We start from the raw sequence: 19,990 nt of genomic DNA on the forward strand, positions 1-19,990 counted from the left end.
GTTTGAATGATTTTGAGTATGACATTTTTTATTTAACCTGAACGACGACGATTACGCGGAGCGCCAGTACGACGCGGACCATTACCTGTACGCGGGCGTGTGAGGCGCAGCGGTTTTGGCAGATCGGTCATCAATGCGTCCGGATTGTATTTGCTTACCGGAATTGAGTGACCAATATAGGTCTCAATAGCAGGCAAATTCAATGCATACTCTTCACAGGCCAGGCTGATAGAGTGACCGCTTGCTCCTGCGCGACCTGTACGACCAATACGGTGAACGTAATCTTCACAGTCATCGGGTAAATCGTAGTTAAAGACGTGCGTCACTGCCGGAATATGCAAACCACGCGCGGCAACGTCGGTGGCAACCAGAATATCCAGATCGCCACGGGTAAATTCATCAAGGATACGCAGACGTTTTTTCTGCGCGACATCGCCTGTCAACAAACCGACACGATGACCATCTGCTGCCAGGTGGCCCCAGATCTCTTCACAACGATGTTTGGTGTTGGCGAAAATAATCGCTCGGTCTGGCCATTCTTCTTCAATCAGCGTTTGCAGCAAACGCATTTTTTCTTCGTTAGAAGGGTAGAAAAGCTCTTCTTTTATACGGTGGCCCGTTTTCTGTTCCGGTTCCACTTCAATATATTCGGCATTGTTCATCTGCTCGAATGCCAGTTCGCGTACCCGGTACGAAAGCGTGGCGGAGAACAGCATGTTGAGGCGCTGGTTTGCAGGCGGCATACGGCGGAACAGCCAGCGGATATCTTTAATAAAGCCCAGATCGTACATGCGATCGGCTTCGTCCAGTACTACCACCTGAATGGCACCGAGGTTAATGTGGTTCTGCTTGGCGTAGTCAATTAAACGACCCGTGGTGCCAATCAGTATGTCAACGCCGCTTTCCAGCACTTTCAGCTGTTTGTCGTAGCCATCACCACCGTAAGCCAGACCCAGCTTCAGGCCGGTAGCTTGCGCCAGTGGCTCCGCATCGGCGTGGATCTGCACGGCAAGTTCACGCGTCGGTGCCATAATTAAGGCACGCGGCTGATTCACCTTGCGATCGGCAATCGCGGGATGAGAGAGAAGATAATGAAACGTTGACGTAAGAAACGCCATCGTTTTCCCGGTACCGGTTTGCGCCTGCCCGGCTACGTCACGACCCGCCAGCGTCAGCGGAAGGGCCAGTGCCTGAATGGGCGTACAGTTATGAAACCCTTTTTTTTCAAGGGCTTCTACAACCTTCGGATGCAGGGCGAAGTCGGAAAACTTCTGTTCTGTTAAATGTGTTTTGCTCATAGTGTGGTAGAATATCAGCTTACTATTGCTTTACGAAAGCGTATCCGGTGAAATAAAGTCAACCTTTAGTTGGTTAATGTTACACCAACAACGAAACCAACACGCCAGGCTTATTCCTGTGGAGTTATATATGAGCGATAAAATTATTCACCTGACTGACGACAGTTTTGACACGGATGTACTCAAAGCGGACGGGGCGATCCTCGTTGATTTCTGGGCAGAGTGGTGCGGTCCGTGCAAAATGATCGCCCCGATTCTGGATGAAATCGCTGACGAATATCAGGGCAAACTGACCGTTGCAAAACTGAACATCGATCAAAACCCTGGCACTGCGCCGAAATATGGCATCCGTGGTATCCCGACTCTGCTGCTGTTCAAAAACGGTGAAGTGGCGGCAACCAAAGTGGGCGCACTGTCTAAAGGTCAGTTGAAAGAGTTCCTCGACGCTAACCTGGCGTAAGGGAATTTCATGTTCGGGTGCCCTGTCGCTAAAAACTGGACGCCCGGCGTGAGTCATGCTAACTTAGTGTTGACTTCGTATTAAACATACCTTATTAAGTTTGAATCTTGTAATTTCCAACGCTTCCCGTTTTATCTTAAATGCGAAGTGAACAGATTTCTGGCTCGTCACTCAATCCGTCTTGTCGTTTCAGTTCTGCGTACTCTCCTGTGACCAGGCAGCGAAAAGACATGAGTCGATGACCGTAAACAGGCATGGATGATCCTGCCATACCATTCACAACATTAAGTTCGAGATTTACCCCAAGTTTAAGAACTCACACCACTATGAATCTTACCGAATTAAAGAATACGCCGGTTTCTGAGCTGATCACTCTCGGCGAAAATATGGGGCTGGAAAACCTGGCTCGTATGCGTAAGCAGGACATTATTTTTGCCATCCTGAAGCAGCACGCAAAGAGTGGCGAAGATATCTTTGGTGATGGCGTACTGGAGATATTGCAGGATGGATTTGGTTTCCTCCGTTCCGCAGACAGCTCCTACCTCGCCGGTCCTGATGACATCTACGTTTCTCCTAGCCAAATCCGCCGTTTCAACCTCCGCACTGGTGATACCATCTCTGGTAAGATTCGCCCGCCGAAAGAAGGTGAACGCTATTTTGCGCTGCTGAAAGTTAACGAAGTTAACTTCGACAAACCTGAAAACGCCCGCAACAAAATCCTCTTTGAGAACTTAACCCCGCTGCACGCAAACTCTCGTCTGCGCATGGAACGTGGTAACGGTTCTACTGAAGATTTAACCGCTCGCGTACTGGATCTGGCATCACCTATCGGTCGTGGTCAGCGTGGTCTGATTGTGGCACCGCCGAAAGCCGGTAAAACCATGCTGCTGCAGAACATTGCTCAGAGCATTGCTTACAACCACCCGGATTGTGTGCTGATGGTTCTGCTGATTGACGAACGTCCGGAAGAAGTCACCGAGATGCAGCGTCTGGTAAAAGGTGAAGTTGTTGCTTCCACCTTTGACGAACCCGCATCTCGCCACGTTCAGGTTGCGGAAATGGTGATCGAGAAGGCGAAACGCCTGGTTGAGCACAAGAAAGACGTTATCATTCTGCTCGACTCCATCACTCGTTTGGCGCGTGCTTACAACACCGTTGTTCCGGCGTCAGGTAAAGTGCTGACCGGTGGTGTGGATGCCAACGCCCTGCATCGCCCGAAACGCTTCTTCGGTGCGGCGCGTAATGTGGAAGAGGGCGGCAGCCTGACCATCATCGCTACCGCGCTTATCGATACCGGTTCCAAGATGGACGAAGTTATCTACGAAGAGTTTAAAGGTACAGGCAACATGGAACTGCACCTCTCTCGTAAGATCGCTGAAAAACGCGTCTTCCCGGCAATCGACTACAACCGTTCCGGTACCCGTAAAGAAGAGCTGCTCACTACTCAGGAAGAGCTGCAGAAAATGTGGATCCTGCGCAAAATCATTCACCCGATGGGCGAAATCGATGCCATGGAGTTCCTCATTAATAAACTGGCGATGACCAAGACCAATGACGATTTCTTCGAAATGATGAAGCGCTCATAAATTTGTCTTATGCCAAAAACGCCACGTGTTTACGTGGCGTTTTGCTTTTATATCTGTAATCTTATTGCCGCACTGGCAATGTTAGGAAAATTCCTGGGTTTTGCTCGTGTGTTATGCAATTTGCATATCGAATGATTAATTTTTGCACAGGACTGGTGGGTTCGGAACGGACTTTCCCTTCTGAATAAAGGTCTTCGTGGTTATACTTCTGCTAATAATTTTCTCTGAGAGCATGCATTGTGAATTTACTGACAGTGAGTACTGATCTCATCAGTATTTTTTTATTCACGACACTGTTTCTGTTTTTTGCCCGAAAGGTAGCAAAAAAAGTCGGTTTAGTGGATAAACCTAACTTCCGCAAACGTCACCAGGGATTGATACCTCTCGTTGGGGGTATTTCGGTTTACGCAGGGATTTGCTTCACGTTCGGAATTGTCGATTATTATATTCCGCATGCATCTCTCTATCTCGCTTGTGCCGGTGTGCTTGTGTTCATCGGTGCGCTGGATGACCGTTTTGATATCAGCGTAAAAATCCGTGCCACCATACAGGCCGCTGTTGGCATTGTTATGATGGTGTTCGGCAAACTTTATCTCAGTAGCCTGGGTTATATCTTTGGCTCCTGGGAGATGGTGCTCGGACCGTTTGGCTACTTCCTGACGCTATTTGCCGTCTGGGCGGCAATTAATGCTTTCAACATGGTTGATGGCATTGATGGCTTGCTGGGCGGGTTGTCCTGCGTCTCGTTTGCAGCAATCGGTATGATTTTGTGGTTCGACGGGCAAACCAGCCTCGCTATCTGGTGCTTTGCGATGATCGCCGCCATCCTGCCCTATATCATGCTCAACCTTGGTATCCTGGGTCGCCGCTACAAAGTCTTTATGGGTGATGCGGGCAGTACGCTGATTGGTTTTACCGTTATCTGGATCCTGCTCGAAACGACTCAGGGAAAAACGCACCCAATAAGCCCGGTTACTGCATTATGGATTATCGCCATTCCGCTAATGGATATGGTGGCAATTATGTACCGTCGCCTGCGTAAAGGCATGAGCCCATTCTCTCCTGACCGTCAGCATATTCACCATTTGATCATGCGTGCCGGGTTTACTTCCCGCCAGGCGTTTGTGCTGATTACCCTTGCCGCAGCACTGCTCGCCTCAATTGGCGTGCTGGCAGAATACTCTCATTTTGTCCCGGAATGGGTCATGCTGGTGCTCTTTTTGCTAGCATTCTTCCTCTATGGATATTGCATTAAGCGTGCCTGGAAAGTTGCTCGCTTTATTAAGCGCGTAAAACGCAGACTGCGTAGAAATCGTGGTGGCAGCCCCAATTTAACCAAATAAATGAGGATGTGATGACACAACCAATGCCTGGGAAACCGGCCGAAGACGCTGAAAATGAACTGGATATTCGTGGGTTGTTTCGTACCTTGTGGGCTGGGAAGCTGTGGATTATTGGCATGGGGCTGGCGTTTGCGTTAATCGCGCTGGCGTATACTTTTTTTGCTCGTCAGGAGTGGAGCTCGACGGCGATTACCGATCGTCCAACAGTGAATATGCTGGGAGGATACTACTCGCAGCAGCAATTTTTGCGTAACCTGGACGTCCGTTCGAACATGGCTTCTGCCGACCAACCATCGGTCATGGATGAAGCCTATAAAGAGTTTGTTATGCAACTGGCCTCGTGGGATACCCGCCGCGATTTCTGGTTGCAGACAGACTATTACAAACAGCGGATGGTCGGGAACAGCAAAGCCGATGCGGCGTTGCTGGATGAAATGATTAACAACATCGTGTTTATTCCCGGTGACTTCACGCGTGCGGTCAATGATAGCGTTAAGCTGATTGCCGAAACCGCGCCTGACGCTAATAACCTGTTACGTCAGTATGTTGCGTTTGCCAGCCAACGAGCAGCCAGCCATCTGAATGATGAGCTGAAAGGCGCATGGGCGGCGCGTACCATCCAGATGAAAGCTCAGGTGAAGCGTCAGGAAGAAGTGGCGAAAGCCATCTACGACCGCCGGATGAACAGCATTGAACAGGCGCTGAAAATTGCTGAGCAGCATAATATTTCGCGCAGTGCGACAGATGTACCTGCCGAGGAACTACCTGATTCAGAAATGTTCCTGCTTGGGCGTCCAATGCTCCAGGCGCGACTGGAAAATTTACAGGCCGTCGGTCCGGCCTTTGATCTCGACTATGATCAGAATCGGGCCATGTTAAACACCCTGAATGTTGGTCCAACCCTGGATCCGCGTTTTCAGACCTATCGCTATTTGCGTACGCCGGAAGAACCGGTAAAACGCGATAGCCCACGTCGTGCCTTCCTGATGATTATGTGGGGCATTGTCGGGGGGCTGATCGGGGCTGGTGTCGCATTAACCCGCCGTTGCTCGAAATAGCAACACTGCTGCGGTGAGCGCAAAGGCGCTCGCCGCTTATTCGAAGAGAATCGATGTGAAAGTACTGACTGTATTTGGTACGCGCCCGGAAGCCATCAAGATGGCGCCGTTGGTGCATGCGTTGGCAAAAGATCCTTTTTTTGAGGCTAAAGTTTGCGTCACTGCGCAGCATCGGGAGATGCTCGATCAGGTGCTGAAACTCTTTTCCATTGTACCTGACTACGATCTCAACATAATGCAGCCAGGACAGGGTCTGACAGAGATAACCTGTCGGATTCTGGAAGGGCTAAAACCTATTCTTGCCGAGTTCAAACCAGACGTCGTGCTGGTTCACGGCGATACGACGACGACGCTGGCAACCAGCCTGGCGGCGTTTTATCAGCGTATTCCTGTTGGTCACGTTGAGGCTGGTCTGCGCACGGGCGATCTCTATTCGCCGTGGCCGGAAGAGGCTAACCGTACATTGACCGGGCATCTGGCGATGTATCACTTCTCTCCAACCGAAACTTCCCGGCAAAACTTGCTGCGTGAAAACGTTGCTGACAGCCGAATCTTCATTACCGGTAATACCGTTATTGATGCACTGTTATGGGTGCGTGACCAGGTGATGAGCAGCGATACGCTGCGTTCAGAACTGGCGGCAAATTATCCGTTTATCGACCCTGATAAAAAAATGATTCTGGTGACCGGTCACAGACGTGAGAGTTTTGGTCGTGGCTTTGAAGAAATCTGCCATGCGCTGGCAGACATCGCCACCACTCACCAGGACATTCAGATTGTCTATCCGGTGCATCTCAACCCGAACGTCAGAGAGCCGGTCAATCGCATTCTGGGGCACGTGAAAAATGTCATTCTGATCGATCCCCAGGAGTATTTACCGTTTGTCTGGCTGATGAACCACGCCTGGCTGATTTTGACCGATTCAGGTGGCATTCAGGAGGAAGCGCCTTCGCTGGGGAAACCAGTGCTGGTGATGCGTGAAACCACTGAACGTCCGGAAGCAGTGAAGGCGGGTACGGTACGTCTGGTCGGCACGGATAAGCAGCGAATCGTCGAGGAAGTGACGCGTCTTTTAAAAGACGAAAACGAATATCAAACCATGAGCCGCGCCCATAACCCGTATGGTGATGGTCAGGCATGCTCTCGCATTCTGGAAGCGTTAAAAAATAATCGGATATCACTATGAGTTTTGCGACCATTTCTGTCATTGGACTGGGTTACATTGGACTGCCAACGGCGGCAGCGTTTGCCTCCCGGCAAAAACAGGTGATTGGTGTTGATATCAACCAACACGCGGTTGATACCATCAATCGTGGCGAAATCCATATCGTCGAGCCTGATTTGGCGAGCGTAGTAAAAACTGCCGTAGAAGGCGGTTTTTTACGAGCGAGCACGACGCCGGTTGAAGCGGATGCCTGGCTGATTGCTGTACCCACGCCGTTTAAAGGCGATCATGAGCCTGATATGGCTTACGTTGAATCGGCTGCTCGCTCTATTGCGCCAGTGCTGAAAAAAGGCGCGCTGGTGATCCTTGAGTCCACCTCGCCGGTGGGTTCAACCGAGAAGATGGCAGAATGGTTAGCAGAGATGCGTCCGGACCTGACTTTCCCACAGCAGGTGGGCGAGCAGGCGGACGTCAACATTGCTTACTGCCCGGAACGAGTGTTACCGGGCCAGGTTATGGTCGAGCTGATTAAAAACGATCGCGTGATTGGTGGTATGACGCCGGTTTGTTCGGCCCGTGCCAGCGAACTGTACAAAATTTTCCTCGAAGGTGAGTGTGTCGTCACTAACTCACGGACGGCGGAAATGTGTAAACTCACCGAGAACAGCTTCCGCGATGTGAATATCGCTTTTGCTAATGAATTGTCGCTGATTTGTGCCGATCAGGGGATTAACGTCTGGGAACTGATTCGCCTGGCGAATCGCCACCCACGCGTCAATATTCTTCAGCCTGGCCCAGGTGTGGGCGGCCACTGCATCGCTGTTGATCCGTGGTTTATCGTGGCACAGAATCCGCAGCAGGCGCGGCTTATCCGTACCGCGCGCGAAGTGAACGATCACAAACCGTTCTGGGTGATTGATCAGGTCAAAGCGGCGGTTGCCGACTGCCTGGCCGCTACCGATAAACGCGCCAGTGAGCTGAAAATTGCCTGCTTTGGTCTGGCGTTTAAACCGAATATTGATGACCTGCGCGAAAGTCCGGCGATGGAAATCGCTGAATTGATCGCTCAGTGGCACAGCGGCGAAACGCTGGTTGTTGAGCCTAACATTCACCAGTTGCCGAACAAACTGAATGGGCTTTGTACTCTGGCGCAGCTTGACGAGGCGCTGGCAACGGCAGATGTGCTGGTGATGTTGGTCGATCATAGTCAGTTCAAAGTTATCAATGGCGACAACGTCCATCAGCAGTATGTCGTCGATGCCAAAGGAGTCTGGCGCTAATGAGAAAGATTCTGATAACAGGCGGTGCCGGGTTTATTGGCTCGGCGCTGGTGCGTTATATCATCAACGAGACGAACGATGCGGTGGTGGTGGTCGATAAGCTGACCTACGCCGGAAACCTGATGTCGTTGGCACCAGTCGCGCAAAGCGATCGCTTTGCCTTTGAGAAAGTTGATATCTGCGATCGGGCAGAGTTGGCGCGCATTTTCACAGAACATCAGCCAGACTGCGTTATGCATCTGGCAGCTGAAAGCCATGTTGACCGTTCTATTGACGGCCCGGCAGCGTTTATCGAAACCAACATTGTCGGGACTTATACACTGCTTGAAGCGGCGCGGGCTTACTGGAATGCGCTGGCAGAAGACAAAAAATCGGCGTTCCGTTTTCATCATATCTCCACCGACGAAGTATACGGTGACCTGCATTCCACAGATGATTTCTTTACCGAAACCACGCCGTATTCGCCGAGCAGCCCTTATTCTGCTTCAAAAGCAAGCAGCGACCATCTGGTGCGCGCCTGGCTGCGGACCTACGGCCTGCCGACGTTAATCACCAACTGCTCTAATAACTACGGTCCTTACCACTTTCCGGAAAAACTGATCCCGCTGATGATCCTCAACGCGCTGGCGGGTAAACCGCTGCCGGTATATGGCAATGGGCAGCAAATCCGTGACTGGTTATATGTTGAAGATCATGCCCGCGCGCTGTATTGCGTGGTGACCACCGGGAAAGTCGGTGAAACCTATAATATTGGTGGTCACAACGAGCGTAAGAATCTCGAGGTTGTGGAAACCATCTGCGAGCTGCTGGAAGAACTGGCCCCGAATAAATCGCACGGTGTGGCGCACTATCGCGATCTGATTACCTTTGTCGCTGACCGTCCAGGGCATGACCTACGCTATGCCATTGATGCTTCGAAAATTGCCCGTGAACTTGGCTGGCTGCCGCAGGAAACCTTTGAAAGTGGAATGCGTAAAACAGTGCAGTGGTATCTGGCTAATGAAAGCTGGTGGAAGCAGGTGCAGGACGGCAGCTATCAGGGTGAGCGTTTAGGTCTGAACGGCTAATTCTCAGCGGAGGCAAACATGAAAGGTATTATCCTGGCGGGCGGTTCCGGCACCCGATTGCATCCGATTACGCGCGGCGTATCGAAGCAATTGTTGCCGATTTACGATAAGCCAATGATTTACTATCCGCTGTCGGTGCTGATGCTGGCCGGTATCCGCGAAATTCTCATCATCACCACGCCGGAAGATAAAGGTTATTTCCAGCGCCTGCTGGGCGATGGTAGTGAGTTCGGTATCCAGCTGGAATATGCCGAACAGCCCAGCCCGGACGGTCTTGCGCAGGCATTTATCATCGGTGAAACCTTCCTTAATGGTGAACCATCTTGTCTGGTGCTGGGCGATAACATCTTCTTCGGCCAGGGCTTCAGTCCGAAGCTGCGTCATGTTGCGGCGCGCACGCAAGGGGCGACGGTATTTGGCTATCAGGTAATGGATCCAGAACGCTTTGGCGTCGTGGAGTTTGACGAAAATTTCCGCGCTATCTCTCTGGAAGAAAAGCCAAAACAGCCAAAATCAAACTGGGCGGTGACCGGGCTTTATTTCTACGACAGTAAAGTTGTGGAGTACGCAAAGCAGGTGAAGCCGTCGGAGCGTGGTGAACTGGAGATTACCTCCATCAACCAGATGTACCTCGAGGCAGGCAACCTGACCGTTGAACTGCTCGGGCGCGGATTTGCCTGGCTGGACACCGGCACACACGACAGCCTGATTGAAGCCAGTACCTTTGTACAGACGGTGGAAAAACGCCAGGGCTTTAAGATTGCCTGCCTGGAAGAGATTGCCTGGCGTAACGGCTGGCTCGATGACGAAGGTGTGAAGCGTGCTGCCAGTTCATTAGCGAAAACTGGCTACGGCCAATATCTGCTGGAGTTACTCCGTGCCCGTCCGCGCCAGTATTGAACCACTAACCTGGGAAAATGCCTTCTTTGGCGTTAACAGCGCTATCGTGCATCTCACTCCTGATGCGCCACTCCTGACGCCAGACGCTTTAGCGCCGTGGTCACGAGTGCAGGCCAAAATTGCTGCATCAAATACTGTTGAGCTGGATGCCTTGCAACAGCTGGGATTCTGCCTGGTTGAAGGTGAAGTTGATTTGGCGCTACCCGTGAACAATGTCAGTGATAGCGGCGCAGAAGTGGCACAAGAGACAGATATTCCCGTATTACGTCAGTTAGCCAGTGCCGCATTTGCGCAAAGCCGTTTTCGTGCGCCGTGGTATGCGCCTGACGCCAGCGGTCGCTTTTATGCGCAGTGGGTTGAAAATGCCGTGCGCGGCACCTTTGATCATCAATGCCTCATTTTACGTTCGGCGTCCGGCGATATTCGCGGCTATGTCTCTTTACGGGAACTCAATGCGACAGATGCGCGAATTGGCCTGCTGGCTGGACGCGGTGCAGGTGCTGAGCTGATGCAAACAGCGCTAAACTGGGCGTATGCTCGCGGTAAAACAACTTTGCGGGTGGCGACCCAGATGGGCAACACCGCCGCGCTTAAACGATACATACAAAGTGGTGCGAATGTAGAAAGCACCGCGTACTGGTTATACAGGTGATCACATGATTCCATTTAACGCACCGCCGGTGGTGGGAACCGAACTCGACTATATGCAGTCGGCAATGGGTAGCGGCAAACTGTGTGGCGATGGCGGTTTTACCCGTCGCTGCCAGCAGTGGCTGGAGCAACGTTTTGGCAGCGCCAAAGTGTTACTGACGCCGTCCTGCACCGCTTCTCTGGAGATGGCGGCGCTGCTGCTCGATATCCAGCCTGGCGATGAAGTGATCATGCCGAGCTACACCTTTGTCTCCACCGCCAATGCCTTTGTGCTGCGTGGCGCGAAAATCGTCTTTGTGGATGTTCGCCCGGACACTATGAACATCGACGAAACGCTGATTGAAGCGGCGATCACCGACAAAACGCGCGTTATCGTGCCGGTCCATTACGCGGGTGTGGCCTGCGAAATGGACACCATTATGGCGTTGGCGAAAAAGTATAACCTGTTTGTGGTGGAAGATGCCGCTCAGGGCGTGATGTCCACTTATAAAGGGCGTGCACTGGGAACCATTGGTCATATTGGCTGCTTTAGCTTCCATGAAACCAAAAACTACACGGCGGGCGGTGAAGGCGGCGCGACGCTGATTAACGATAAAGCGTTAATCGAACGAGCCGAGATCATCCGTGAAAAAGGCACAAACCGCAGCCAGTTCTTCCGTGGTCAGGTCGATAAATATACCTGGCGCGATATTGGCTCCAGCTATTTGATGTCCGATCTGCAAGCTGCGTACCTGTGGGCGCAACTGGAAGCAGCGGATCGTATCAATCAGCAACGTCTGGCGCTGTGGCAAAACTACTACGATGCGTTAGCACCTCTGGCGAAAGCCGGGCGTATCGAGCTGCCGTCGATTCCCGATGGCTGCGTGCAGAACGCGCATATGTTCTACATTAAACTGCGGGATATTGATGACCGGAGCGCGTTGATTAACTTTCTGAAAGAAGCGGAAATCATGGCGGTGTTCCATTACATTCCGCTGCACGGTTGCCCTGCGGGGGAACGCTTTGGTGAGTTCCACGGTGAAGATCGCTACACCACCAAAGAGAGCGAGCGCCTGCTGCGCCTGCCGTTGTTCTACAACCTGTCGCCCGTCAATCAGCGCACGGTAATTGCGACCTTGTTGAACTACTTCTCCTGATATGTCGTTGGCAAAAGCGTCCTTGTGGACGGCGGCCAGTACACTGGTCAAGATTGGTGCCGGGTTACTAGTCGGTAAGTTGCTGGCGGTGTCATTTGGTCCTGCGGGGCTTGGGCTGGCGGCAAATTTCCGCCAGTTGATTACCGTGCTCGGCGTGCTTGCTGGTGCAGGCATCTTTAACGGCGTAACCAAATACGTTGCCCAGTACCATGATAATCCGCAGCAGCTGCGCCGCGTGGTCGGCACTTCATCAGCGATGGTGCTTGGTTTCTCTACGCTGATGGCGCTGGTTTTTGTGCTGGCGGCAGCGCCAATTAGCCAGGGATTGTTTGGTAATACCGACTATGTGGGGCTGGTGCGTTTAGTGGCGCTGGTGCAAATGGGGATCGCCTGGGGCAACCTGTTGCTGGCGCTGATGAAAGGCTTTCGCGATGCTGCAGGTAATGCGTTATCGCTGATTGTCGGCAGCCTGATTGGCGTAATTGCTTATTATGTCAGTTACCGTTTGGGCGGTTATGAAGGGGCATTGCTGGGGCTGGCGCTGATTCCCGCGTTGGTGGTGATTCCTGCCGTCATCATGTTGATCAAACGTGGTGCCATCCCGTTAAGCTATCTGAAACCCTGCTGGGATAACGGCCTGGCAGGGCAGTTGAGCAAATTTACGCTCATGGCGTTGATTACGTCGGTGACCTTGCCCGTTGCGTACATCATGATGCGTAAACTGTTGGCGGCGCAGTATAGCTGGGATGAAGTGGGTATCTGGCAAGGGGTGAGCAGTATTTCCGATGCCTACCTGCAATTTATTACGGCATCGTTCAGCGTATATTTACTGCCCACGTTGTCGCGGCTAACGGAAAAGCGCGATATCACCCGGGAAGTGGTTAAATCGCTGAAATTCGTCTTACCGGCAGTGGCGGCGGCGAGTTTTACCGTCTGGTTGCTGCGTGATTTTGCTATCTGGCTGCTGTTGTCGAATAAATTTACCGCTATGCGCGATCTCTTTGCCTGGCAGTTAGTGGGTGATGTGTTAAAAGTGGGCGCTTATGTCTTTGGTTATCTGGTGATCGCCAAAGCGTCACTGCGGTTTTATATTCTGGCGGAAGTCAGCCAGTTCACTTTATTGATGGTATTTGCCCACTGGCTAATCCCTGCGCATGGTGCACTGGGCGCGGCGCAGGCCTATATGGCAACCTATATCGTCTATTTTTCTCTTTGTTGTGGCGTGTTTTTACTCTGGCGTAGGCGGGCATGACTGTACTGATTCACGTACTGGGATCGGATATCCCTCACCATAACCAAACCGTTTTGCGGTTTTTCAACGACGTGCTGGCCGCGACGAGCGAGCATGCGCGCGAGTTTATGGTTGTTGGCAAGGACGACGGCTTAAGTGATAGCTGTCCGGCGCTTTCTGTGCAATTTTTCCCTGGGAAAAAATCGCTGGCGGAAGCGGTCATCGCGAAAGCAAAAGCTAACCGTCAGCAGCGATTTTTTTTCCACGGTCAGTTCAATCCCAAACTGTGGCTGGCTCTGCTGAGTGGTGGCATTAAGCCCAGCCAGTTTTTCTGGCATATCTGGGGGGCAGACCTGTATGAGCTTTCCAGTGGCTTGAGATATAAGCTTTTTTACCCGTTGCGTCGCCTGGCGCAAAAGCGAGTCGGCTGTGTATTTGCCACCCGCGGTGATTTGAGTTTTTTTGCCAAAACGCATCCAAAGGTGCGGGGCGAACTGCTGTACTTCCCGACGCGGATGGACCCTTCTCTCAATACGATGGCGAACGATCGCCAACGTGAAGGGAAAATGACCATTCTGGTGGGGAACTCCGGCGACCGCAGCAATGAGCATGTCGCCGCCTTACGCGCCGTTCATCAGCAATTTGGCGATACTGTAAAAGTGGTTGTACCGATGGGATATCCGCCTAATAACGAAGCGTACATCGAGGAAGTTCGTCAGGCGGGGCTGGCGTTATTCAGCGAAGAAAATCTGCAAGTTCTGAGCGAAAAACTGGAATTTGACGCCTATCTGACGCTACTTCGTCAGTGCGATCTCGGTTACTTTATTTTTGCCCGCCAGCAGGGCATTGGTACGCTGTGCTTACTTATTCAGGCGGGTATTCCTTGTGTGCTTAACCGGGAAAATCCGTTCTGGCAGGATATGACGGAACAGCATTTGCCGGTGCTGTTTACTACCGACGATCTCAACGAGGATATTGTGCGTGAAGCGCAGCGCCAGCTGGCGTCGGTGGATAAAAACACCATTGCCTTCTTTAGCCCGAACTATCTGCAAGGCTGGCAGCGGGCATTGGCGATTGCCGCCGGGGAGGTCGCATGAGTCTGCTGCAATTCAGTGGCCTGTTTGTTGTCTGGCTGCTCTGCACGTTGTTTATTGCCACGCTGACCTGGTTTGAGTTTCGCCGTGTGCGCTTTAACTTCAATGTCTTCTTTTCATTGCTGTTTTTGCTCACCTTTTTCTTCGGCTTTCCGCTGACCAGCGTGCTGGTATTTCGCTTTGATGTTGGTGTTGCGCCGCCAGAAATCTTGTTGCAGGCGTTGCTTTCTGCGGGCTGCTTCTACGCGGTTTACTATGTCACCTACAAAACCCGCCTACGCAAACGCGTTGCTGATGTACCGCGCCGTCCGCTGTTTACCATGAACCGCGTGGAGACCAATCTCACGTGGGTGATCCTGATGGGCATTGCGTTGGTAAGCGTCGGCATCTTCTTCATGCACAACGGTTTTTTGCTGTTCCGTCTTAACTCCTACAGTCAGATCTTCTCCAGTGAAGTCTCCGGCGTGGCGTTAAAGCGCTTCTTTTACTTTTTCATCCCAGCAATGCTGGTGGTCTACTTTCTGCGCCAGGACAGCAAAGCGTGGCTGTTTTTCCTCGTCAGCACGGTCGCCTTTGGCTTGCTGACTTACATGATTGTCGGCGGCACTCGCGCCAATATTATCATCGCATTTGCTATCTTCCTGTTTATTGGCATTATTCGCGGCTGGATTTCGTTGTGGATGCTGGCGGCGGCGGGCGTGCTGGGGATTGTGGGCATGTTCTGGCTGGCGCTAAAACGCTATGGAATGAATGTGAGCGGCGATGAAGCGTTCTATACGTTTCTCTATCTCACTCGCGACACCTTCTCGCCGTGGGAGAATCTGGCGTTGCTGTTGCAGAACTACGACAACATCGACTTCCAGGGCCTGGCTCCCATTGTCCGCGATTTCTATGTCTTTATCCCTTCCTGGCTGTGGCCGGGTCGCCCGAGTATGGTACTGAACTCCGCCAACTACTTTACCTGGGAAGTGCTGAATAACCACTCCGGGCTGGCGATCTCGCCTACGCTTATAGGCTCACTGGTTGTTATGGGCGGCGCGTTGTTCATCCCACTCGGGGCGATTGTGGTTGGACTGATCATCAAATGGTTCGACTGGCTGTATGAACTGGGCAATCGCGAAACTAATCGCTATAAGGCTGCGATATTGCACAGTTTCTGCTTCGGGGCGATCTTCAATATGGTCGTACTGGCGCGTGAAGGGCTGGATTCGTTTGTCTCACGCGTGGTCTTTTTTATCGTGGTCTTCGGCGCATGTCTGATGATCGCAAAACTGTTGTACTGGCTTTTTGAAAGCGCCGGACTCATTCATAAACGTACAAAATCATCGCTCCGGACGCAGGTTGAAGGATAACAATGAATAACAACACCACAGCACCGACCTATACGCTGCGTGGCTTACAGTTGATTGGTTGGCGTGATATGCAGCACGCCCTCGATTATCTGTTTGCTGACGGGCAGCTTAAGCAGGGAACGCTGGTTGCCATTAATGCCGAAAAAATGCTGACCATTGAAGATAACGCCGAGGTCAGGGAGTTAATTAATGCTGCCGAATTTAAATATGCTGATGGCATCAGCGTTGTACGTTCAGTACGTAAAAAGTACCCGCAGGCGCAGGTTTCCCGCGTTGCCGGGGCCGATCTCTGGGAAGAGCTGATGGCGCGCGCAGGCAAAGAAGGGACGCCGGTATTTCTTGTGGGCGGTAAACCTGAAGTGCTGGCGCAAACTGAAGCTAAACTGCGCAATCAGTGGAATGTGAATATCGTTGGCAGTCAGGATGGTTATTTTAAACCCGAGCAGCGTCAGGCGCTGTTTGAACGCATTCATGCCAGCGGAGCGCAAATCGTCACCGTTGCGATGGGATCGCCAAAGCAGGAGATCTTCATGCGCGACTGCCGTCTGGTGCATCCGGATGCGCTGTATATGGGCGTTGGCGGGACTTACGATGTTTTCACCGGTCACGTGAAACGCGCACCGAAAATCTGGCAAACGCTGGGGCTGGAGTGGCTCTACCGCCTGCTTTCGCAGCCGAGCCGCATTAAGCGTCAGCTTCGTTTGCTGCGTTATTTACGCTGGTATTACACCGGCAACCTCTGATTTTCCTCTCTCTGTAAAGCGACGGAGTGGTCACTTCGTCGCCTGCCTGTCTTTTTATTACACAAAGCATTCAAATTTTTAATGCTTTATTTGCCATTTCTCCTGAATTACGAAAACATTCGCAACACTCGATGTACCCATAACGATAACCGGTAACACCGGAAAGCATGCAAACACAACACGAGGATTTATGGCAGATAACAAACCAGAGCTACAGCGTGGGCTGGAAGCTCGACATATCGAACTCATCGCCCTGGGGGGCACCATTGGCGTCGGCCTGTTTATGGGGGCCGCCAGTACCCTGAAATGGGCCGGGCCATCCGTATTGTTGGCCTATATCATCGCCGGGCTGTTTGTCTTTTTCATCATGCGTTCAATGGGCGAAATGTTGTTCCTCGAACCGGTTACCGGTTCGTTCGCCGTTTATGCGCATCGTTATATGAGCCCGTTTTTTGGCTATCTCACCGCCTGGTCTTACTGGTTTATGTGGATGGCGGTGGGGATCTCAGAAATCACCGCCATTGGCGTTTATGTCCAGTTCTGGTTCCCGGAGATGGCGCAGTGGATACCCGCATTGATCGCGGTGGCGCTGGTGGCGCTGGCGAATCTGGCGGCAGTGCGGTTGTACGGCGAAATCGAGTTCTGGTTCGCGATGATCAAAGTCACCACGATTATCGTGATGATTGTTATTGGCCTGGGCGTGATTTTCTTTGGCTTTGGCAATGGCGGGCAGTCGATTGGTTTTAGCAATCTCACAGAGCATGGCGGTTTCTTTGCGGGTGGCTGGAAAGGGTTCCTGACCGCATTGTGTATTGTGGTGGCGTCCTACCAGGGCGTGGAGCTGATTGGCATTACTGCCGGTGAAGCGAAGAATCCGCAGGTGACGCTGCGCAGTGCCGTAGGCAAGGTGCTGTGGCGTATCCTGATTTTCTACGTAGGCGCGATTTTCGTTATCGTCACCATCTTCCCGTGGAATGAAATAGGCAGTAACGGCAGCCCGTTCGTACTGACTTTCGCCAAAATCGGCATTACTGCAGCGGCGGGTATTATCAACTTTGTGGTACTGACGGCTGCGCTCTCTGGCTGTAACAGCGGCATGTACAGTTGTGGACGTATGCTCTACGCACTGGCGAAAAACCGTCAGTTACCGGCGGCAATGGCGAAAGTTTCCCGTCAAGGTGTTCCGGTTGCAGGCGTGGCGGTATCAATTGCTATTCTGTTAATTGGCTCATGCCTGAACTACATCATTCCCAATCCACAGCGTGTGTTTGTCTATGTCTACAGTGCCAGCGTGCTTCCGGGGATGGTGCCATGGTTTGTGATTTTGATTAGCCAGTTGCGTTTTCGTCGAGCGCACAAAGCGGCGATTGCCAGCCATCCGTTCCGCTCAATCCTGTTCCCGTGGGCCAACTACGTAACAATGGCATTCCTGATTTGCGTTTTGATCGGCATGTACTTTAATGAAGATACGCGTATGTCGCTGTTTGTCGGTATCATCTTTATGCTGGCGGTGACGGCAATTTATAAAGTTTTTGGGCTTAATCGCCACGGTAAAGCGCATAAACTGGAGGAATAAGCAGCAAAACGCACAAACCGTAACCAAACGCGCAATTTATTTAAAAAGGGACTAGACAGAGGGGTGGGAAGTCCGTATTATCCACCCCCGCAACGGCGCTAAGCGCCCGTAGCTCAGCTGGATAGAGCGCTGCCCTCCGGAGGCAGAGGTCTCAGGTTCGAATCCTGTCGGGCGCGCCATTTAGTCCCGGCGCTTGAGCTGCGGTGGTAGTAATACCGCGTAACAAGATTTGTAGTGGTGGCTATAGCTCAGTTGGTAGAGCCCTGGATTGTGATTCCAGTTGTCGTGGGTTCGAATCCCATTAGCCACCCCATTATTAGAAGTTGTGACAATGCGAAGGTGGCGGAATTGGTAGACGCGCTAGCTTCAGGTGTTAGTGTCCTTACGGACGTGGGGGTTCAAGTCCCCCCCCTCGCACCACGACTTTAAAAAATTGAACTAAAAATTCAAAAAGCAGTATTTCGGCGAGTAGCGCAGCTTGGTAGCGCAACTGGTTTGGGACCAGTGGGTCGGAGGTTCGAATCCTCTCTCGCCGACCAATTTTGAACCCCGCTTCGGCGGGGTTTTTTGTTTTCTGTGCATTTCATCACTCTCCCTTCGCAATAAACGCCCGTAGTCACTCATTGCTACACGGTATGATTTCGCCCTTAACGTATTGAAGGATGACTTCAGGCAAGGAGCGACCATGCTGCAACAGGTTCCAACGCGTGCTTTTCATGTGATGGCGAAACCAAGCGGTTCCGATTGTAATCTGAACTGTGACTACTGTTTTTATCTCGAAAAACAATCCCTTTACCGCGAAAAGCCAGTTGCGCATATGGACGATGACACGCTGGAAGCGTATGTCCGTCACTATATCGCTGCCAGCGAACCCCAAAACGAAGTGGCTTTTACCTGGCAGGGCGGCGAACCAACGTTACTCGGGCTGGATTTTTACCGCCGTGCCGTGGCGCTACAGGCGAAATATGGTGCTGGTAGGAAGGTAAGTAACAGCTTCCAGACTAACGGTGTGCTGCTTGATGATGAGTGGTGTGCATTTCTGGCAGAAAATCATTTTCTTGTTGGGTTATCGCTGGACGGTCCGGCTGAGATCCACAATCAATATCGCGTGACCAAAGGTGGCAGACCCACGCATAAGCTGGTGATGCGTGCCCTGACGCTCCTGCAAAAACATCATGTCGACTATAACGTGCTGGTCTGTGTCAACCGCACCAGCGCGCAGCAACCGTTACAGGTTTATGATTTTTTGTGCAATGCAGGCGTGGAGTTCATCCAGTTTATTCCGGTGGTGGAGCGCCTGGCTGATGAAACAGCTGCCCGCAATGGACTGAAATTACATGCGCCTGGTGATATTCAGGGGGAACTGACAGAATGGTCGGTGCGCCCCGATGAGTTCGGTGAGTTTCTGGTGGCGATTTTCGACCACTGGATTAAGCGCGACGTCGGTAAGATTTTCGTAATGAATATCGAATGGGCGTTCGCCAATTTTGTTGGCGCACCGGGCGCGGTTTGCCATCATCAGCCGACCTGTGGACGCTCGGTGATTGTTGAGCACAACGGTGACGTTTATGCCTGCGATCACTATGTTTATCCCCAGTATCGACTAGGGAATATGCTTCAGCAAACAATTGCAGAAATGTTAGATTCCCCGCAGCAGCAGGTGTTTGGAGAAGATAAATTTAAGCAGTTACCGGCGCAGTGTCGCAGTTGTAACGTGTTAAAAGCATGTTGGGGAGGCTGCCCGAAACACCGCTTTATGCTCGATGCCAGCGGTAAGCCGGGGCTGAATTATTTGTGTGCCGGGTATCAGCGTTATTTCCGCTATCTACCGCCATATCTTAAAGCAATGGCTGATTTGCTGGCGCACGGTCGCCCGGCCAGCGACATTATGCAGGCGCATTTGATGGTGGTGAATAAGTAAAAAAGCAGCCATTTTGTGGCCGCCTGCGGTTGATTGCCGGATGCGATGCTGACGCATCTTATCCGGCCTACAGGACGCTGCAATTTATTGAATTTGCAAGGCTTGTAGGCCGGATAAGGCGTTCACGCC

At 51.9% G+C, this 19,990-nt stretch carries 18 protein-coding genes and 4 tRNA genes; 21 read left to right on the forward strand and 1 reads right to left on the reverse strand.

The window, feature by feature from the left end:
* Positions 1 to 32 precede the first annotated feature (32 nt).
* Positions 33 to 1,298: an ATP-dependent RNA helicase RhlB gene (gene rhlB / locus QUE34_RS23135; RefSeq protein ID WP_000047508.1), complete on the reverse strand. Its 1,266-nt coding sequence runs from the start codon at positions 1,296 to 1,298 to the stop codon at positions 33 to 35.
* Positions 1,299 to 1,428: 130 nt separating this feature from the next.
* On the opposite strand from rhlB, the gene trxA reads away from it, so the two are divergent.
* The 21 genes from trxA to QUE34_RS23240 all read left to right on the forward strand — a co-directional run bounded on the left by trxA (position 1,429) and on the right by QUE34_RS23240 (position 19,861).
* Positions 1,429 to 1,758 (forward strand): thioredoxin TrxA, encoded by a 330-nt coding sequence (gene trxA, locus QUE34_RS23140; RefSeq protein WP_001280776.1) that lies wholly within the window; start codon positions 1,429 to 1,431, stop codon positions 1,756 to 1,758.
* Between the two features lie 140 nt (positions 1,759 to 1,898).
* Positions 1,899 to 2,000, forward strand: a complete 102-nt coding sequence (rhoL, locus tag QUE34_RS23145) for a rho operon leader peptide RhoL (RefSeq protein ID WP_001295255.1) — start codon at positions 1,899 to 1,901, stop codon at positions 1,998 to 2,000.
* Positions 2,001 to 2,084: 84 nt separating this feature from the next.
* A complete protein-coding gene (rho, locus tag QUE34_RS23150; RefSeq protein WP_001054527.1) occupies positions 2,085 to 3,344 on the forward strand; it encodes a transcription termination factor Rho in 1,260 nt (419 codons plus the stop codon).
* Between the two features lie 239 nt (positions 3,345 to 3,583).
* Positions 3,584 to 4,687 (forward strand): UDP-N-acetylglucosamine--undecaprenyl-phosphate N-acetylglucosaminephosphotransferase, encoded by a 1,104-nt coding sequence (gene wecA / locus QUE34_RS23155; RefSeq protein WP_001050960.1) that lies wholly within the window; start codon positions 3,584 to 3,586, stop codon positions 4,685 to 4,687.
* Between the two features lie 11 nt (positions 4,688 to 4,698).
* Positions 4,699 to 5,745 (forward strand): ECA polysaccharide chain length modulation protein, encoded by a 1,047-nt coding sequence (wzzE, locus tag QUE34_RS23160; RefSeq protein ID WP_001355381.1) that lies wholly within the window; start codon positions 4,699 to 4,701, stop codon positions 5,743 to 5,745.
* A gap of 55 nt (positions 5,746 to 5,800) precedes the next feature.
* Positions 5,801 to 6,931, forward strand: coding sequence for a non-hydrolyzing UDP-N-acetylglucosamine 2-epimerase (gene wecB / locus QUE34_RS23165; RefSeq protein WP_001364316.1), 1,131 nt, complete (start codon positions 5,801 to 5,803; stop codon positions 6,929 to 6,931).
* Positions 6,928 to 8,190 carry a UDP-N-acetyl-D-mannosamine dehydrogenase gene (gene wecC / locus QUE34_RS23170; protein WP_000006603.1) on the forward strand — a complete coding sequence of 421 codons (1,263 nt, stop codon included), beginning with the start codon at positions 6,928 to 6,930 and terminating at the stop codon, positions 8,188 to 8,190. The genes wecB and wecC overlap by 4 nt, the downstream gene beginning before the upstream one ends.
* On the forward strand, positions 8,190 to 9,257 hold the full coding sequence (gene rffG / locus QUE34_RS23175) for a dTDP-glucose 4,6-dehydratase (RefSeq protein ID WP_103253855.1): 1,068 nt from the start codon (positions 8,190 to 8,192) through the stop codon (positions 9,255 to 9,257). The genes wecC and rffG overlap by 1 nt, the downstream gene beginning before the upstream one ends.
* An 18-nt stretch (positions 9,258 to 9,275) precedes the next feature.
* A complete protein-coding gene (rfbA, locus tag QUE34_RS23180; RefSeq protein ID WP_286338892.1) occupies positions 9,276 to 10,157 on the forward strand; it encodes a glucose-1-phosphate thymidylyltransferase RfbA in 882 nt (293 codons plus the stop codon).
* Positions 10,135 to 10,809: a dTDP-4-amino-4,6-dideoxy-D-galactose acyltransferase gene (rffC, locus tag QUE34_RS23185; protein WP_032304146.1), complete on the forward strand. Its 675-nt coding sequence runs from the start codon at positions 10,135 to 10,137 to the stop codon at positions 10,807 to 10,809. The genes rfbA and rffC overlap by 23 nt, the downstream gene beginning before the upstream one ends.
* 4 nt (positions 10,810 to 10,813) lie before the next feature.
* On the forward strand, positions 10,814 to 11,944 hold the full coding sequence (gene rffA, locus QUE34_RS23190) for a dTDP-4-amino-4,6-dideoxygalactose transaminase (RefSeq protein WP_000612062.1): 1,131 nt from the start codon (positions 10,814 to 10,816) through the stop codon (positions 11,942 to 11,944).
* A gap of 1 nt (position 11,945) precedes the next feature.
* Complete coding sequence (gene wzxE / locus QUE34_RS23195; RefSeq protein ID WP_000050277.1) at positions 11,946 to 13,196, forward strand: lipid III flippase WzxE; 1,251 nt, start codon at positions 11,946 to 11,948, stop codon at positions 13,194 to 13,196.
* Positions 13,193 to 14,272, forward strand: a complete 1,080-nt coding sequence (gene rffT, locus QUE34_RS23200) for a TDP-N-acetylfucosamine:lipid II N-acetylfucosaminyltransferase (RefSeq protein ID WP_032304149.1) — start codon at positions 13,193 to 13,195, stop codon at positions 14,270 to 14,272. Before wzxE ends, rffT begins: the two co-directional genes overlap by 4 nt.
* Positions 14,269 to 15,621: an ECA oligosaccharide polymerase gene (wzyE, locus tag QUE34_RS23205; RefSeq protein WP_032304150.1), complete on the forward strand. Its 1,353-nt coding sequence runs from the start codon at positions 14,269 to 14,271 to the stop codon at positions 15,619 to 15,621. The genes rffT and wzyE overlap by 4 nt, the downstream gene beginning before the upstream one ends.
* Before the next feature lie 2 nt (positions 15,622 to 15,623).
* Positions 15,624 to 16,364 (forward strand): lipopolysaccharide N-acetylmannosaminouronosyltransferase, encoded by a 741-nt coding sequence (gene wecG, locus QUE34_RS23210; protein ID WP_032304151.1) that lies wholly within the window; start codon positions 15,624 to 15,626, stop codon positions 16,362 to 16,364.
* 190 nt (positions 16,365 to 16,554) lie between these two features.
* Positions 16,555 to 17,940, forward strand: a complete 1,386-nt coding sequence (gene thrP / locus QUE34_RS23215) for a bifunctional threonine/serine APC transporter ThrP (protein WP_000774737.1) — start codon at positions 16,555 to 16,557, stop codon at positions 17,938 to 17,940.
* A 102-nt stretch (positions 17,941 to 18,042) separates the two neighbouring features.
* A tRNA-Arg gene (locus QUE34_RS23220) sits at positions 18,043 to 18,119 on the forward strand.
* 58 nt (positions 18,120 to 18,177) lie between these two features.
* Positions 18,178 to 18,253 (forward strand) — tRNA-His (locus QUE34_RS23225).
* A gap of 20 nt (positions 18,254 to 18,273) precedes the next feature.
* A tRNA-Leu gene (locus QUE34_RS23230) sits at positions 18,274 to 18,360 on the forward strand.
* A 42-nt stretch (positions 18,361 to 18,402) separates the two neighbouring features.
* A tRNA-Pro gene (locus QUE34_RS23235) sits at positions 18,403 to 18,479 on the forward strand.
* A gap of 146 nt (positions 18,480 to 18,625) precedes the next feature.
* Positions 18,626 to 19,861 (forward strand): anaerobic sulfatase maturase, encoded by a 1,236-nt coding sequence (locus QUE34_RS23240; RefSeq protein WP_103253856.1) that lies wholly within the window; start codon positions 18,626 to 18,628, stop codon positions 19,859 to 19,861.
* Positions 19,862 to 19,990: the final 129 nt, after the last annotated feature.

The organism is Escherichia sp. KS167_9B, assembly GCF_030295215.1.
Classification (GTDB): domain Bacteria; phylum Pseudomonadota; class Gammaproteobacteria; order Enterobacterales; family Enterobacteriaceae; genus Escherichia; species Escherichia coli_F.

What these genes read in the sequence shown, in the direction of transcription:
- rhlB (WP_000047508.1), bottom strand. Translation starts at nt 1,298, where the DNA reads ATGAGCAAAACACATTTAACAGAACAGAAGTTTTCCGACTTCGCCCTG.
- trxA (WP_001280776.1), top strand. Translation starts at nt 1,429, where the DNA reads ATGAGCGATAAAATTATTCACCTGACTGACGACAGTTTTGACACGGAT.
- rhoL (WP_001295255.1), top strand. Translation starts at nt 1,899, where the DNA reads ATGCGAAGTGAACAGATTTCTGGCTCGTCACTCAATCCGTCTTGTCGT.
- rho (WP_001054527.1), top strand. Translation starts at nt 2,085, where the DNA reads ATGAATCTTACCGAATTAAAGAATACGCCGGTTTCTGAGCTGATCACT.
- wzzE (WP_001355381.1), top strand. Translation starts at nt 4,699, where the DNA reads ATGACACAACCAATGCCTGGGAAACCGGCCGAAGACGCTGAAAATGAA.
- wecC (WP_000006603.1), top strand. Translation starts at nt 6,928, where the DNA reads ATGAGTTTTGCGACCATTTCTGTCATTGGACTGGGTTACATTGGACTG.
- rffG (WP_103253855.1), top strand. Translation starts at nt 8,190, where the DNA reads ATGAGAAAGATTCTGATAACAGGCGGTGCCGGGTTTATTGGCTCGGCG.
- rfbA (WP_286338892.1), top strand. Translation starts at nt 9,276, where the DNA reads ATGAAAGGTATTATCCTGGCGGGCGGTTCCGGCACCCGATTGCATCCG.
- rffA (WP_000612062.1), top strand. Translation starts at nt 10,814, where the DNA reads ATGATTCCATTTAACGCACCGCCGGTGGTGGGAACCGAACTCGACTAT.
- wzxE (WP_000050277.1), top strand. Translation starts at nt 11,946, where the DNA reads ATGTCGTTGGCAAAAGCGTCCTTGTGGACGGCGGCCAGTACACTGGTC.
- rffT (WP_032304149.1), top strand. Translation starts at nt 13,193, where the DNA reads ATGACTGTACTGATTCACGTACTGGGATCGGATATCCCTCACCATAAC.
- wzyE (WP_032304150.1), top strand. Translation starts at nt 14,269, where the DNA reads ATGAGTCTGCTGCAATTCAGTGGCCTGTTTGTTGTCTGGCTGCTCTGC.
- wecG (WP_032304151.1), top strand. Translation starts at nt 15,624, where the DNA reads ATGAATAACAACACCACAGCACCGACCTATACGCTGCGTGGCTTACAG.
- thrP (WP_000774737.1), top strand. Translation starts at nt 16,555, where the DNA reads ATGGCAGATAACAAACCAGAGCTACAGCGTGGGCTGGAAGCTCGACAT.
- QUE34_RS23240 (WP_103253856.1), top strand. Translation starts at nt 18,626, where the DNA reads ATGCTGCAACAGGTTCCAACGCGTGCTTTTCATGTGATGGCGAAACCA.